This is a genomic window from Cupriavidus sp. BIC8F, from assembly GCF_032465815.1.
Classification (GTDB): Bacteria; Pseudomonadota; Gammaproteobacteria; order Burkholderiales; family Burkholderiaceae; genus Cupriavidus; species Cupriavidus necator.
Window position 1 is genome coordinate 1036931 of sequence record NZ_CP136095.1, and the last position, 14917, is coordinate 1051847.

Here is a 14917-nt window from a genome sequence, read left to right on the forward strand (position 1 = left end):
GCTCACGATGCCGCCGCAACCACGTGTCGCTTTTCCTCGATATCGCCGCAGTGGATTGCGCCCCGTGACGACAGCGCGGCGATTTCGTCGCGGCTGTAGCCAAGCTCGCCCAGCACCGCCTGCGTATGCTGCCCGCAAGCCGGTGCCGGCCGCGATGGCAACGCGTTCTCCTGAGCGCTGTTGATCGGGAAGCCCGGCACGCGGATCTCGCCCAAAGTGTCGTGCCGGACGCGCTGCACCATGCGGTTGGCAGCCACCTGCGGATGCGCCATGACGTCGTCGTAGGTCGCCACGGGGGCGCACAGAATGTCGGCGTCCTGGAGCAACGCCAGCCATGTGTCGGTCGTGCGGGTGACGAAGACACTGGTCAGCGCCTCGACCATTGCCGCGCGATTGGCCACGCGCAGCGGCGAGGTGGCAAAGCGCGGGGCGTCGGCCAGTTCGGGCCGGCCCAGCACTTCGCACAACCGGCGCCAGCGCTCGGGCATGTAGGCGGCTACCATGACCCAGCCGTCGGCGGTGCGGAAGGCCTGATTGGGCGCGGAATAGGGCGCCGCGCTGCCCACGCGCTCCGGCAGTTGCCCGTCGGCGCAATAGCTGGTGAGGGACGACTGCTGCAGCGCCAGCGCCGCATTGAGCAGGCTGACATCGAGATGGCCGCCCAGCCCGTCGCGCGCCCGCTGCGCGAGCTTCGCCAGCACGCCCACGCAGGCCACATAGCCGGTCGTCACGTCGACCACCGGCGCCTGCACCTTGCACGGCTCGCCGTCGGGCAGGCCGATCAGGCTCATCAGGCCGGAATCGGCCTGCATGATGCCGTCGACGCCGGCGCGATGCGCATACGGCCCGTCCTGCCCGTAGGCGGAGATCGAGCAGTAGATCAGCGCGGGGTGGGCTTCGGCCAGTTGCGCATGGCCGAGGCCGAGGCGCTCCATCACGCCCGGGCGCATGCTTTCCACCACGATGTCGGCGCCCGCGATCAGGCGGCGTGCCACGGCGACGCCGTCAGCGGACTTGAGGTCGAGCGCCACCCCCAGCTTGTTGCGGTTGAAGCCGTGGAACAGCGCGCTGTCGTCGGCGAGCCAGCCCGGTCCCAGACCGCGGCCCAGCTCGCCGCCGGGCGGCTCCACCTTGATGACCCTGGCGCCCATGTCGGCCAGCAGCATGGTGCAGGTCGGCCCGGCGCCGATCTGCGTAAAGTCGATGACGGTCAGGCCCTCCAGTGCGTCGCGCAACATGTCATGCCTCCGGAAAGGTGCGGGATCGTTTGAACGTGCCTTGCGCGGTGGCCACCAGCACGCCGGCATCGGTGGTCAGCTCCGCCGAGGCGAAGTACAGGCTCTTGCCGGCGCGGGTGACCTGCGCCGTGGCGCGCAGCCGGCCCGTGCTGGCCTTGCTGAGATAGCTGATCGTCAGCATCACCGTGACCGCGTGCCCGAGCGCGCCGTCAGGGCCGGCGGGCAGCCCGGCATAGCCGCAGGCGGCGTCGAGCAGAGTGGCGGTCACGCCGCCCTGCACGCTGCCCTGGCGGTTCAGGTGGCGCGGCTCAAGGTCGAGCTCGAAGGTGCAGCGGCCGTTGCCGACGCTGGCCAGGCGGATGCCAAGGTAGTCCAGCAGCGGGTTGTCGGTGGGAGGCAGGACATGGCGTTCATCAGGGAGGTTCATAGGGCCACCTTGATGTTGTTGTCCTGGATCACGCGCTGCCAGCGCGACATTTCCTTGCCGATATAGGCCTTGAGTTCGGCCGGCGTGGACGCCTGCGCCTCGAAGCCCTGCCGGGCCAGCTGCTCGGCGACGTCGGGCGACTTGAGCGCGGCCACCAGAGCGGCGTTGACCTTGTCGACCACGGCTTTCGGCGTGCGGGCCGGTGCCAGCATGCTGTACCAGAGTTCCGCGTCATAACCGGTGATGCCGGCTTCGGCGAAGGTGGGCAGGTCCGGCATCAGCTTGCTGCGCTTCTTGCCGGCGATGCCCAGCGCGCGCAGCTTGCCGGCGCGCACGTACTGGATCGACGAGGCAAAGGTGGCGAACGAGATCTGCACCTGGCCCCCCATCAGGTCGGTGATCGACGGGCCGGTGCCGCGGTAGGGCACGTGCAGCAGCTCGGTCTTGTTCAGCCTGGCAAACACTTCGCCGGCCAGGTGCTGCGGCGTGCCGGGGCCGGGGCTGCTGTAGCTGAGCTTGCCCGGATTGGCGCGGGTGAACCGGATGAATTCCTGCAGCGTGCGGAACGGCTGGTCGGGATTGGCGACCAGCATGATCGGCACCGACGCGATCAGCCCGACCGGCTCGAAATCGCGCTCAATCCGGAACGGCACCTTCATGCCGAGGAACGGGTTCATGGTGACCTGGCTGGATGCGATCACCAGCGTGTAGCCGTCCGGCGCTGCATGCGCGACATAATCGGTGCCGAGGTTGCCGCCGGCGCCGGGCTTGTTCTCGATCACGATGGTCTGGCCCAGCACCTGGCCCATCTTGGGCGCGATCACGCGCGCGAGGATGTCGTTGCCGCCGCCGGGGGCGAACGGCACGACCAAAGTGATCGGCTTCTGCGTGGGGAAGGGGGCCTGCGCCGTCGCACCTAGTGCCGTGGTTGCGAGCACGCCGGCCAGCGCCGCACGCATGAATCGGGAAATTCCTGCCATGGTTGTCTCCTGTCTGGTTCTGGTGGGTCCGCTCAGCGGCCCGTGTAGCGGGGCTGCCGCTTTTCGGCGAATGCCTGGCGGCCTTCGGTGCGGTCGGCGGTATCGCGCAGCACGCCCCAGTAGAGTTCGGTCAGCTGCTGCGCATCGGCTTCGCTGAGGTGGCTGGTCTGGCGCGACAGCTTCTTCACCGCTTGTACTGCCAGCGGCGCATTGGCGGCGATGCGCGTGGCGATCGCCAGCGCACGGTCGAGCAGCGCGTCTGGTGCCATCGTTTCGGTGACCAGGCCGATGCGCGCGGCCTGCGTGGCGTCGATCCGCTCTCCTGTCAGTACCATCTGCATCGCATGCGCCGCCGGCACGGCCTTGAGCAGGCGATGCAGGCCTGAAACCGCGGGGATCGACCCGACGGCGGCTTCGGGCAGGCCGAAGCTCGCCTGCTCCGACGCGATCCGCAAGTCGCATTGCAGCGCAATCTCCAGTCCGGCCCCGAGGCAATGGCCGTTGACCGCCGCGATCAGCGGCTTGCACAGGCCCAGGTCGCTCAGGTCCATCAGCCGGATATAGAGGCCGAGGTCGGCCGCCAGCTCCGGCGCGCGGAACAGCGCTTCCGGGTAGGTGGCGGGCGAGTTGCGCGTGCCTTTCAGGTCGGCGCCCGCGCAGAAGGCGCGCGTGCCGGCGCCGGTCAGGACGGCCACGCGCAGGTCGTCGCGGTCGCGTACTTCAGTGAGGTACGCGCGCAGTTCGCGCAGCGCGGTCACGTCCAGCGCATTGAGCGCCTCGGGCCGGTCGATCGTCAGCACGGCGACCGCGCCTTCGGTGTGGAGTCGTATGGTCATGGCTGCCTCCTTACACGCTCGGCGACGACAGGCTGCGCCCGCCGCAGACATAGAGCGTCTGCCCGGTCACGTACGACGACTGCGGATCGAGGAAGAAGCTGACCGCGTTGGCGATGTCGTCGGCGGTGCCGATGCGCTGCACCGGGACAGACTTCTGCAGCCGCGCCTGCACCTCGGGCGCGAAGCCGCGGAACAGCGGGGTATCGACGATGCCGGGCGCCACTGCGTTGACGGTGATGCCCTTGCCCGCGAACTCGATCGCGAGCGAGCGCGTCAGGCTGACCACGCCGCCTTTAGCTGCAGAATAGTTGGCCTGTCCGAATCCACCCAGCCACGCCCGCGACGAGATGTTGACCACGCGCCCGTAGCCGCGCTCGACCATGCCGGGCAGCGCCGCGCGGCAGCACAGGAACTGCGAGCGCAGGTTGGTATCGATGACCAGGTCCCAGTCCTCGTCGGTCATCTTCAGGAAACGCATGTCGCGCACGGCGCCGGCATTGTTGACCAGGTAGTCGACGCGGCCCGTGCGCGCCTGCACCTGCGCAAAGGCGTCGTTGACCGCGGCCGAGTCGGTCAGGTCGGCGCTGGCGCCGAAGGCGTTGAAGCCCTCGGCGGCCAGTGCGCCGACGGCGGCATCGAGCGCGCCCGCATCGCGGTCGAGCAGGGCCACCGCCAGCCCCTGGCGGGCCAGTTGCGTGGCGATGCCCAGGCCGATGCCGCGCGCGGCGCCGGTGACCACGGCCACATGGGATGAATCGAAGCGTTGCGTGCCCATCTCAGACTCCCAGCAGGTGGACGGAAGAGGCGGCGTGGTCCACGCCCGCGATGCCGCCGCCGGTGCATTGCGTCAGGCCGACGCGGGCGTCCGCCACCTGGCGCTCGCCGGCGCGGCCTTGCAGCTGCCACAGGATCTCGACCATCTGTGCCACGCCGGTGGCGCCCAGCGGATGGCCCTTGGCCAGCAGGCCGCCGCTCGGGTTGACCGGCACGCGCCCGCCCAGGCGCGTTGCGCCGGACTTGAGCAGGGGCACGGCGTCGCCGCGCGGTGCCAGGCCGAGTGCTTCGTAGTAGAGCAGTTCGGCGATGGTGAAGGCGTCGTGCAGCTCGACCACGTCGACGTCCTGCGGGCCGAGACCGGCCTGTTCATAGGCCTGGCGCGCAGCGCGTGCCGTGATCTCGGCATCGAGGATGTCGTCGTCGGCCTCCTCGCGCATGCCCGACACCACCACCGAGGACAGCACCTTCACCGGCCGCGTTTGCGCCGGGCGGCGCGTGCTCAACACTACTGCCGCCGCGCCATCGACCTGCGACGGGCAGCACTGCAGCAGCGTCAGCGGGTCAGCGATCATGCGCGAGGCCAGCACTTCCTCGACCGTGGTGGTCTTGCGCTGCTGGGCATATGGGTTCAGCGAGCCGTGGTAGCGGTTCTTCACGGCCACTTCAGCGAGGTCGGAAGGATTGGCGTCACGCTCGTGCAGGAAACGCCTGCCGCGCATGGCATACACCGCGGGCAGTACCATGCCCGCCTTGGCATAGAGCTCGGTCTTGTGGTCATTGCGCTGCAGCGGGATGGTGCCGCCGCCGAGCGCGGTCAGCTGCTCGATGCCGAAGACCAGCACCGTGTCGTATTGCCCGGCCAGCAGCGCGTGCCGTGCCAGGTGCACGCCGGTGGCGCCGCTGGCGCAGGCGTTCTCGACGTTGTAGACCGGGACGCCCCTGAGCCCCAGGTCGCGCACGATCAGCTGGCCGAGGATCATGCCGCCCAGCACGTTGGCGCAGTAGACCGCCTGGATGCGGCCGGCCGGCACGTCGGCATCGGCCAGCGCCTTGAGGATCGCCTGTTGCGCCAGTTCCGGCGCCAGCACGCCGGGGTGGCGGCCGAACGGCGTCATCGCGCCGCCGTGGATGTAGATGTCCTGCATCTTGCTTACCTCTCCTTCCCTCGATCGTTCAGGCCGTGACGGCCTCGAAGACATAGCCCAGCTCGGCGTCATGCCGCTGCGCGTAGCGCTCGCCGATGACCGGGCGCGCCGTGCCCAGCAGGCGGCCGAAGATGCGCACCGGGCCGACGAAATCGACATAGCCCAGCGCATACGGCGGCTGCCCGCTCTTGGGCGCGGGGTGGATCACGGTGAAGCTGTAGAGCACGCCCGAGCCGGTGATGGCGATGGTTTCGTGGCCGTCCGCCAGCGGCGAGTCGGCGGGCAGCGCCGGGAAGATCCACTCGCCGGTGGCACGGTCACGCGAGGCGAGCAGGTGGGGGACGGGTTCCGCGCTCCAGAGCGGGTAGGGCTGGTCTGACATGGCTGTCTCCTGTTGGTTGGCCTTGGCGTAATAGTTGTCGTCGTCGGCTTGCGCGACAAACGATATTTCCGGCGTTTTCGGTTGAGAAAAAATCAAGCGAAGGGCCGGAGTGGGGCGTCTGGAAAGGCGCTTTGTCCGGGGACCGGAGTTAGTCGTTCAGGTCTTGCGCTGCCGTGTTGCGTCGGCTTCGGGCCGGGCGATCACACCCACGCCGATGCGCCATTCAAGGCCGTGCCGCGCGGGCGCGGATCGCCTTCGACTGCACGGGCACCCTCGGTGTACGGATCGAACTTCCGCCCCGGCGTGGCCGAGACCCCGCTGCGGTCGAGGCTGGCGACGAGCGCGGCGGCGCCACTGTCATGCGCGCCTTCGGAGAAGATGTCGAAACGGCCCTGCCGCTGGCCGTCGGTGAACACGTCATGGGTGCGTGCTGCCACGCTGGCGGGCGCACTGTTGCCGCCTGGCGCGGCATTGGCGTTCTGGAGGGAGACGGCGACCACCAGCGAGATGGCGGCGGGAACAAGGGTGCGTGCGAGTTGGGCAATCATGATGTCGCTCCTGAAGACTGGTCATCGAAGAAAAAGGCGGACGGTGGCTGCTGCGCGTTTCCCGGTGTAGTTCCGGGGATGGCGCTGTACAGCCGCCGTTGAGACCAATCTAGGCGTGGAGCGAACGTCGCACTAGGGAGTGCAATGGCGTTTCAATAGCAACTTCTGGTTGTCAGTGCCCGCGGTAGCAGGCTCAGGCCACGATCCCGACCAGGCGCGACAGCGATTGCTCCGCGCCCCGGGCCGCCTCCACCACAAAGTCGATGAAGCGCCGGACCCGCACCGGCATCTGGCTCCGATGCGGGTAGTACATGTACATGCCGACATTGCTGCTGCTGTACCCCGGCAGGATCGCCTTCAGCCGCCCGCTGACAAGGTCGGCGTGGATCATGTAGGCGGGCAGCTGGCCGATGCCCATGCCGGCGCGCACCGCTTCGACCTCGGTTTCCACGTCATTGAAGCTCGCCACGGCAGGCACCTCCTGGTAGATCAGGTCGCCGTCCACCTGCAGCTCCCACGGCACCATGCGCCCGGTCGCGGGGCGGCGGAAGCCCGTGCACTGGTGCTGCAGCAAGTCGTCGAGGGTGGCCGGAACGCCATGCCGTGCCAGGTAATCCGGCGCGGCGCAGATGACCAGCGGCAGGTCGCACAGCCGCCGCGCCACCAGGTTCTGGCCGGGGCTGGTGCCGACGCGGAAGCCGACGTCGATCCTGGCTTCAACCAGGTCGGTGAAGAGGTCGCTCAGCACCACATCGAAGGTGATGCCGGGGTATTGCTCGCGAAAGCCGCGCACCAGCGGGACCAGCACGCGGCTGCCGAGCGACGGCGGAGCGGTCAGGCGGATCAGGCCGTCGTCGTCGCTCCGGCTACTGCGGACCTGCTCAAGCGCCTCGTCTAGCTGGCGCATGCCCGGCGCGGCCAGCTCGAACAGGCGTGCGCCTTCTTCCGTCAGGTTGAGCTTGCGGGTGGTCCGGTGCAGCAGGCGCACGCCGAGATGGTCCTCCAGCGTGCGCACGGCCTTGCTGGCGGCCTGCGGGGTGACGCCAGCCTCCACCGCGGCGCGATGGAAGCTGCCGGCGCGCACCACGCCGAGGAAGAGGGTGAGGACACGGGCCTTGTCCATGACTGGCAACCAGAGGTTGGGAATGCGGCCATCATAACGCCAGTCGGTACCACGAACGCAGCAAGGCAGGCCCGTGCGCGGACTATGGCTCGACCAGGTGCTCGATGCGGATCGGCAGCTCCCGCACGCGCTTTCCGGTTGCGTGGAATACGGCGTTGGCCACGGCCGGGGCCACGCCCACCAGCGCGATTTCACCTAATCCCTTGACGCCCAGCTCGTTTACATGGGGATCGACCTCGTCGACAAAATGCGCTTCCAGCGCCTGGATATCCAGGTTGACGGGCACAAGGTAATCCGCCATGTGCGCATTCACCGGCCGGCCGTCCCGCGGATCCAGGGCGGTTCGCTCCATCAGCGCCATGCCGATGCCGCCGACCATCCCGCCCGTGCATTGGCTGGCTGCGAGCCGCGGATTCACGATACGACCCGCGCCATAAGCGCCGACCACGCGCCGGACACGGATCGTGCCGACATCGGGATCGATGGCGACTTCCACGAACACCGCACCGAAGGCATGCATGGAAAACCGGCTGCGCACCTCGGCATCCGGGCCTGCCGTGGCGCTCGCTTCGATGGCGCCGTCCGGGCGACCTGCGCGCGCCTGGCGCTGGTCGAGCGCGGCGGTGCAGGCTGCGCGCACGGCCGAGCCGACGGACGCGAGGGTCATCGAGCCACCGTGTGGCGGGGTAGGCGGGAAATCCGAACGGCCAAGGCTGAAGCGCACGCTGTCCATCGGCAGCCCCAGCGTCTCGGCGGCAATCTGCGTGATCGAGGTGTAGGTGCCAGGCCCCATGTCGCTGGCGGCGGCCTCCACTTCGGCCGTTCCGTCAGCAAGCAGGCGCACGCGAGCGCTGGCCTGTCCATGGAAGACAGGGTAGCTGGCGCAGGCCATCCCCCAGCCGATACGCAGGCGGCCGTCGCGCATCGAGCCGGGCGCGAGCGTGCGGCGGGCCCAGCCGAACGCATCGGCGCCGCGTTCGTAGCAGGCAAGCATGGAGCGGCTGGAGAAGGGAAGCTGCATCCCCTCATCGAGCCGGGGTTCATTGCGCCGGCGCAGTTCCAGCGGGTCCATCCCGAGGGCATGGGCCAGCTCGTCCATCGCGCATTCCAGCGCAAACACGCCGGTGGCCTCGCCCGGGGCCCGCATATAAGTCGGTGTGCTGATGTCCAGCGGCACCAGCCGGTAGCGGGTGCGCACATTGGGGCAGCTATAGAGGAACGGTGTCACCGAAGTGAGTGCCTCGGCGAATTGCTCATACCGGCTGGTTTCGCCGGTGCCTTCGTGCACGATGCCGGTCAGCCTGCCGTCGGGCGTTGCCGACAGTGCCACGCGCTGCACCGTCCGCGGCCGGTGCCCCGTCAGATGGAAGGTCTGTCGCCGCGACAGCACCAGCTTGACCGGCCTGCCCACCTCGCGCGCGGCGACCGCCGCCAGCGTGACGTGTGGCCAGGTGCGCAGGCTGGTGCCGAAAGCGCCGCCGATAAACGGGCAGACGACGTGGACGTTTTCAGCGGGGATGCCGAGGATCGCCGCGATCTCGGCCTGCTCGTTGACCACGAACTGGCTCTTGCTCCAGAGCGTCAGCCGCTCGCCTTCCCAGGCGGCAACGGTGGCGTTCGGTTCGATCGGGAGGTGATTCTCGCGCGCGGCGTCGTAGGCTGCGTCGATCCTGACGGCTGCCGCCGCGAACGCGGCCTCGGGATCGCCGCGGACCCGGTCCGCCGAATGAGGACCTGGCTCACGTCCTGCTTCCGGCACCACGGCTTCGGCGCGCTTGTCGAGCGGGTCGGAGACCGATGATTCCTCGGCATAGCGAATCTGCAGCAGGCAGGCCGCGTGCTCGGCCTGGTCCAGGGTCTGCGCCACGACCACGGCAACCGGCTGGCCGTAGAAGCGGACGCGATCGTCCTGCAGGACATGGAGGCGTTCGCCGTGTTGCGGATCGATAAAACCCTTGTGCGCGGCGTACGCCAGTTTCGGCGCGTTTTCATGGGTCAGTACCGCCAGTACCCCTGCAAGGCGGCGCGCGGCTTCGGTGTCGAGTCCGACTACACGCCCTAGTCCGATCGAAGCACCCACGATCACCGCGTAGGCCTGTCCTGGCTGGTTGAAGTCGGCGGCATACTGCGCGTTGCCGGTCACCTTGGCGCGCCCGTCGACGCGGGCATGCGGCTGGCCGATATGGTTTGCGTTCATCAGACTTCTCCTGCGAGTTCGAGGGCCCGTACCACGGTTCGTTGCAGCAGCGCGACCTTGTAGCGGTTGCCTGGCAGCGGGGACGCGCCTGCAATCGTGGCAAGCGCCGCCGCCTCGAAGCTCGCGCGCGCCGGCGGCTTGCCTTGCAGCGCAAGTTCGGCCGCGCGCATGCGCCATGGCCGGGTGCCCACGCCACCGCACGCGAGGCGAGCGGCCTGGATCGCGCCATCCCTGACCTCGAATGCCGCCGCGGCCGATACCAGTGCAAATTCATACGAGGCCCGGTCCCGCACCTTCAGGTAACGCGCTGTCCGTGCATAAGCAAGCGGTGGCACCCTGACCTCGACGATCAGTTCACCGGCCTGCAAGGTGTGTTCGAGATGCGGCGTTTGCCCGGGCAGGCGGTAAAGGTCTTCCACGGGGAAGTGGCGCGCGCCATGCGGACCCCGTACATGGACCACCGCGTCCAGCGCGACCAGCGCAACCGCAAGGTCGGAAGGGTGCGTTGCGGAGCAATGGTCGCTGGCGCCCAGGATGGCATTGCCTGCGTGCAGGCCGCCAATGGCCGCGCAGCCGCTGCCCGGCGCGCGCTTGTTGCAGGCGGAATCGAGCATGCGGAAGTAAGGACAGCGCACGCGCTGGAGAAGATTGCCGCCGATGCTGGCCATGTTGCGCAACTGGGGAGAGGCGCCCTCGATCAGCGACTCGGCGATCACCGGGTGGAGCCGGCAAACGTCCGGATGCGCGGCGACATCGGACATGCGGGCCAGCGCGCCGATGACCAGTTCGTCGCCTTCCACCCGGATATGGTTCAGCGGCAGCGCGTTGATGTCTACCAGTTGCGTGGGCTGTTCCACGTGCTCGCGCATCAGGTCCACCAGTGTGGTGCCGCCGGCGATGAAGCGGGCCCCGGCCGCGGCCGCCGCCAACGCTTCAGCTTCCGAGCCGGCTTTCTGCAGTGTGAAGGGGATCATGACAGCTTCCTCCCGCCGACCTCGGCGATCGCGGCGACGACTCCCGGGTAAGCCCCGCAACGGCAGATGTTGCCGCTCATCCAGAAGCGCACTTCGTCGGCCGAGGCGGCATGACCCTCGCCGATGCAGGCGACGCCGGACATGATCTGGCCCGCAGTGCAGAATCCACATTGGAAGCCCTCGTGCGCGATGAACGCGGCCTGTAGCGGATGCAGGTCGCCGTCGGCCGGCGACAGGCCTTCGATCGTGCTCACGTGGGCGTCGTTGTACATGGCGGCCAAGGCGAGGCAGCTGTTGATGCGGCGCCCGTCCACCAGCACCGTGCAGGCCCCGCACGCGCCCTGGTTGCATCCCTTCTTCGTGCCCGTGAGGTCCAGGCGCTCGCGCAGTACGTCAAGCAGGGATTCGCGCGGATCGATCTCGAGGCGATGCAGCGTGCCGTTGACCGTCAGGCACAGCGGCATGCGGGTTGAGCCGTGGCTATCGCCAGGCTGTGGCTGGCTACCGTCGGAACGAACAGAACTAGACATAGTCGACATTCCTCTTTGCAGAGCCCAGATGACTCGGGCGGTTGGGGACAGGGGCTTCGCTCTGGCCTGCACCAGCTTCGGGAGCGAACTGCGGAAACGACCAGGGGGCGCATTCTGCAAGTCCCTGCAGGTTCGGCCTGGCCCTGGCCCGCATCGGGACCGAAAGGTGTGTGGCTGCCTCGGACTGGTGGGACAGTCGTTGAAACGCTACAGGCACCGGCGGTCATCGCAATAGAACGTTGTTGCGCCGCGGTGGACGATTCTTGCGCTGACTCGTTGGATGATAGGTTTGACGAACGGGACCTGCCGGCATGGCTCGCGTCAGGTCCCGCGGATTGTGCGGGCCGCTTTACTTCAACCGGATAAATTCATATGCTTCCATGCGCAGCGGGGACCTGGCCCTTGCCCCGACGCTACCGTCGTGGGCCCTTGCGGGGTATGTGCCTATGCGATCGCCGACGAGACATGGCGTGATCGATGTGGAGCTGCCGGTTCGTCCCGATGTCAGCAGCAGCGGTCGCCCGTGGGCTGGCATCACCGTACAGATCCATCACTGGCGCTCGGCCGGATCGGTGTCCTCCCCGGAGCTGGACCACGACATGCTTGCGATGCGACTCGCGGGACACGCCAGGCTTGAGCAGCGGCGGCTAGGCCAGGTACATCGCGGTATCGTCTTCCCCGGCAATATCAGCTTGCACCCGCGGCTGGTCGAATCGAGCTGGAGTTGGGACAGGCCCGGCTCCATCGTCATTGCGAGGATTCCGCAAAGCCTGTTGGTCGAAGCCGCTGATGCCACGATCCGCCAGCCACGCGCCGCGCACAGGCTTCGCAATTGCTTCGGGCAGCGCGACGGCTTTGCGGAGACCATTACCTTCACGCTGGCGCGAGAGATCCAGGCGGTCGCGCATCCGGCGCAAATACTGATCGCCGAATCCCTTTCCTGCGCGCTGTCGGCGCATCTCGTGCATCGCTTCAATGCCAGTGACCCGGGTGCCTCGTCACTGCCCGGCGGGCTCCATCCGCAGGCCCTCAGCAGGGTCCTGGACTATATCCACGGGACACCGGAGGTGGTGACGCTGCAGGCGTTGGCTGATATGGCCAATGTCAGCCGCTTTCATTTTGCGCGCATGTTCAAGCGCAGCATCGGCGAAACGCCGATGGCGTATGTCGAGCGCGTTCGCTTGTTGCGCGCGCGCGAGATGATCCGCTCGGGAGACTATCCGTTGGCATTGGTTGCCACGCTTGTCGGTTTCGCCGACCAGTCTCACTTCGGACGGCGATTCAAGCGGCATTTCGGATGTACGCCGGGCGAATTTGCCGGGCATAAGGGTGCCAGTCAGGGAGCCGCTCTTTAGTCTGTCATGGGGCGGCGGTGGCCATGGCCGGTCCGGCGCCCGTCACCTGCCTCGGCGATTTCATCCATTCCGACGACGCCTTGAACCCTCTGCCATGTGAAGAATGTCCCACCACCCAAGGAGACAATCACATGACAAAGCATCCATTCGACCTGAGCGGCAAAGTGGCACTGGTGACCGGCGGCAACGGCGGCATCGGCCTGGGCATTGCCGAAGGGCTCGCCGCGGCCGGCGCCGATATCGCGATCTGGGGCACGAATGCCGCCAAGAACGCTGCCGCCGCCGACCGCCTGGCCCAGCATGGACGCAAGGTGCATACCGAGCTTTGCGACGTCGGCGACGAGCAGGCGGTCGATGCTGCAATGCAGCGCACGGTGGCGGCGCTGGGGCGTATTGACGGCTGCTTTGCCAATGCCGGCGTGGGCAGCGGCAACAAGGGGCCGTTCGACCAGATGGCCACCGAGGCCTGGCGCAGGACCATGCGCGTCAACCTGGACGGTGCCTTCTTCACGCTGCGCGCCGCGGTGCGGCAGATGCTTGTGCAGGGCGAGGGCGGCGTGCTGTGCAGCACGGCCTCGGTCGCGGCCATTGAAGGCGCGCCGCGCTCCGAGCACTATGCCGCCACCAAGGGCGGCGTGATTTCGATGATGCGGGGGCTGGCGGTGGAGTACGCGCGCAAGGGCATCCGCGCGCACTCGATCCTGCCGGGCTGGATCAAGACCGAGATGACCAGCGTGGCCCAGGGCAACGATGCCTTCCAGGAAATGGTGCACAAGCGCGTGCCGATGCGCCGCTGGGGAGAGGGCGGCGACTTCGCCGGGATTGCGGTCTACCTGATGAGCCCGGCGTCGGCGTACCACACGGGCGATACCTTTGTCATTGATGGGGGCTATACGCTGTTCTGAGCGATGCGGGTGGCGTGGACGCGCCGGGGGCACGCCCACGCGCCACTTACAGCACGTCGTCCTTCATGTGATACCAGTGGTACAGCACCCGCTGCCCCATGCGCCGGAACGGCGCAAACATCTGCGACTCCACCATCTCGCGCACATTCGGAAACGGCAGCGGCGAGCGGAAGATCGGCAGTTCCGGCAGCGCGGCAGCCTTGCCGGCGATCAGCGCCGCCAGGCGCTTGCCGGCCTGGGCTGAGTACATCACGCCGTTGCCGCCGTAGCCCATGGCGTAGTAGATCGACTGGGCCGGATCCGGCTGGGTGATGCGCGGCATCATGTCGTGGCTGACATCGACCCAGCCCCACCAGGAATAGTCGACCTGGATCCCCTGCAGTGCGGGGAACTTGCGGTGCATGTCGCCGATCAGCTTCTGCTTGTACTGCTCCTGCGGCGCGTCGTTGCCGGTGATGGCGCTGCGGCTGCCGATCTGCAGGCGGCCGTCTGGCATCAGGCGGTAGTAGTGGCGCAGGATGCGGGTGTCGGTGATGACCTGCGTGGTGCGGAAGTTGCACGCGGCCAGTTCGCTGGCCGTGAGCGGGCGCGTGACGATGGAGTTCGACAGGATCGGGAACAGCCGGTTCTTCAGCTCGCGGTGCAGCGTCTGCGAGGTATAGCCGCCGGTGGCCACGCCCACGGCGCGGGCGCGCACGATGCCGCCAGGGGTGCGCAGGTAGTGCACGCCGTTGCGCGTTTCCCAGCCGGTCACCGGGCTGGACGGATGCACCTTGGCGCCCAGCTCGCGCGCGCGGCGCAGGTAGCCGAAGGCGAGCTTGCCGGCGTGGATGCCGATGCCTTCGGGCTCATGCATGGCGCCCGCGGCTTCCTTGTCGTCGACGTACTCGCGCCGCACCGTGTCGGCGTCCATGATCCGTGCGTCGTACTTGAAGACTTCACGCAGGAGCTTGGCTTCCTTCTCCAGCGCCGGCATCACCTTGGCGCGGTGCGCGATATACAGGTGGCCGCCAGGCTGCGGGTCGCAGTTGATGTCCTGGATCAGGCCCTTGAAGGTCTCCATGCCGTCGCAGATTTCTTCATGCAGGCGCAGCGCGGTGTCCAGGCCGTAGCGCTGGATCCACTGCGAGCGCTTGAGCCGCCCGGACGCGCATTGCGCCTGGCCGCCGTTGCGCGTGCTGCAGCCCCAGCTGACGCGGTTGGCTTCGAGCACGGTGGCCTTGATGCCGTATTCCTGTGCCAGGAAGATGGCGCAGGTCAGGCCGGTAAAGCCCGAGCCGATGATGGCCACATCGACGTCGATGTCATGCGTGATCGGGCCGTCGTCGGCAGGCGGTTCGCCCGCGGTGCCGATCCAGTAGGTGGGCGCGTATTCGCGGCCGTGACCGGGGGTGGGTGTGTGCAGGGGATCGTAGGCGGGGTCGTACGGCCGGGTGGGCGCGGTGGACTGCTCGCCGGCAAGGAGGCTGCTGCGGGGGGCTACGGCTTGCATGGCGCGTC

15 protein-coding genes are annotated in these 14917 nt (G+C 68.0%); 2 read left to right on the top strand and 13 right to left on the bottom strand.

What is annotated here, in order from left to right; all coding sequences use genetic code 11:
* Positions 1-2: 2 nt before the first annotated feature.
* From RS901_RS24885 to RS901_RS24940, 12 genes are all read right to left on the bottom strand, one after another.
* Positions 3-1238 (bottom strand): CoA transferase, encoded by a 1236-nt coding sequence (locus RS901_RS24885; RefSeq protein ID WP_316156806.1) that lies wholly within the window; start codon positions 1236-1238, stop codon positions 3-5.
* Position 1239: 1 nt separating this feature from the next.
* Positions 1240-1665 (bottom strand): PaaI family thioesterase, encoded by a 426-nt coding sequence (locus RS901_RS24890; RefSeq protein WP_316156807.1) that lies wholly within the window; start codon positions 1663-1665, stop codon positions 1240-1242.
* Positions 1662-2645 (bottom strand): tripartite tricarboxylate transporter substrate binding protein, encoded by a 984-nt coding sequence (locus RS901_RS24895; RefSeq protein WP_316156808.1) that lies wholly within the window; start codon positions 2643-2645, stop codon positions 1662-1664. The genes RS901_RS24890 and RS901_RS24895 overlap by 4 nt, the downstream gene beginning before the upstream one ends.
* Positions 2646-2677: 32 nt before the next feature.
* A complete protein-coding gene (locus tag RS901_RS24900; protein WP_316156809.1) occupies positions 2678-3481 on the bottom strand; it encodes an enoyl-CoA hydratase/isomerase family protein in 804 nt (267 codons plus the stop codon).
* A gap of 10 nt (positions 3482-3491) precedes the next feature.
* Positions 3492-4256: an SDR family NAD(P)-dependent oxidoreductase gene (locus RS901_RS24905; protein WP_316156810.1), complete on the bottom strand. Its 765-nt coding sequence runs from the start codon at positions 4254-4256 to the stop codon at positions 3492-3494.
* Position 4257: 1 nt separating this feature from the next.
* Positions 4258-5403, bottom strand: coding sequence for a thiolase family protein (locus RS901_RS24910; RefSeq protein ID WP_316156811.1), 1146 nt, complete (start codon positions 5401-5403; stop codon positions 4258-4260).
* Between the two features lie 28 nt (positions 5404-5431).
* Positions 5432-5785 carry an OB-fold domain-containing protein gene (locus RS901_RS24915; protein ID WP_316156812.1) on the bottom strand — a complete coding sequence of 118 codons (354 nt, stop codon included), beginning with the start codon at positions 5783-5785 and terminating at the stop codon, positions 5432-5434.
* 200 nt (positions 5786-5985) lie between these two features.
* Positions 5986-6333 carry a LysR family transcriptional regulator gene (locus tag RS901_RS24920; protein WP_316156813.1) on the bottom strand — a complete coding sequence of 116 codons (348 nt, stop codon included), beginning with the start codon at positions 6331-6333 and terminating at the stop codon, positions 5986-5988.
* 193 nt (positions 6334-6526) lie between these two features.
* The gene (locus RS901_RS24925) at positions 6527-7456 is read right to left on the bottom strand and encodes a LysR family transcriptional regulator (RefSeq protein WP_316156814.1); all 930 of its coding nucleotides are present in this window, start codon (positions 7454-7456) and stop codon (positions 6527-6529) included.
* Positions 7457-7538: 82 nt separating this feature from the next.
* The gene (locus RS901_RS24930) at positions 7539-9653 is read right to left on the bottom strand and encodes a xanthine dehydrogenase family protein molybdopterin-binding subunit (RefSeq protein ID WP_316156815.1); all 2115 of its coding nucleotides are present in this window, start codon (positions 9651-9653) and stop codon (positions 7539-7541) included.
* On the bottom strand, positions 9653-10627 hold the full coding sequence (locus tag RS901_RS24935; RefSeq protein WP_316156816.1) for a xanthine dehydrogenase family protein subunit M: 975 nt from the start codon (positions 10625-10627) through the stop codon (positions 9653-9655). The genes RS901_RS24930 and RS901_RS24935 overlap by 1 nt, the downstream gene beginning before the upstream one ends.
* Positions 10624-11157 (bottom strand): (2Fe-2S)-binding protein, encoded by a 534-nt coding sequence (locus RS901_RS24940; RefSeq protein WP_316156817.1) that lies wholly within the window; start codon positions 11155-11157, stop codon positions 10624-10626. The genes RS901_RS24935 and RS901_RS24940 overlap by 4 nt, the downstream gene beginning before the upstream one ends.
* Positions 11158-11627: 470 nt before the next feature.
* On the opposite strand from RS901_RS24940, the gene RS901_RS24945 reads away from it, so the two are divergent.
* Together RS901_RS24945 and RS901_RS24950 are read left to right on the top strand one after the other, a co-directional pair.
* On the top strand, positions 11628-12512 hold the full coding sequence (locus tag RS901_RS24945; protein WP_316156818.1) for a helix-turn-helix transcriptional regulator: 885 nt from the start codon (positions 11628-11630) through the stop codon (positions 12510-12512).
* A gap of 131 nt (positions 12513-12643) precedes the next feature.
* Positions 12644-13417: an SDR family oxidoreductase gene (locus RS901_RS24950; protein ID WP_316156819.1), complete on the top strand. Its 774-nt coding sequence runs from the start codon at positions 12644-12646 to the stop codon at positions 13415-13417.
* 46 nt (positions 13418-13463) lie between these two features.
* On the opposite strand, the gene RS901_RS24955 is transcribed toward RS901_RS24950, so the two are convergent.
* Positions 13464-14909: an FAD-binding oxidoreductase gene (locus tag RS901_RS24955; protein WP_316156820.1), complete on the bottom strand. Its 1446-nt coding sequence runs from the start codon at positions 14907-14909 to the stop codon at positions 13464-13466.
* Between the last annotated feature and the right edge of the window lie 8 nt (positions 14910-14917).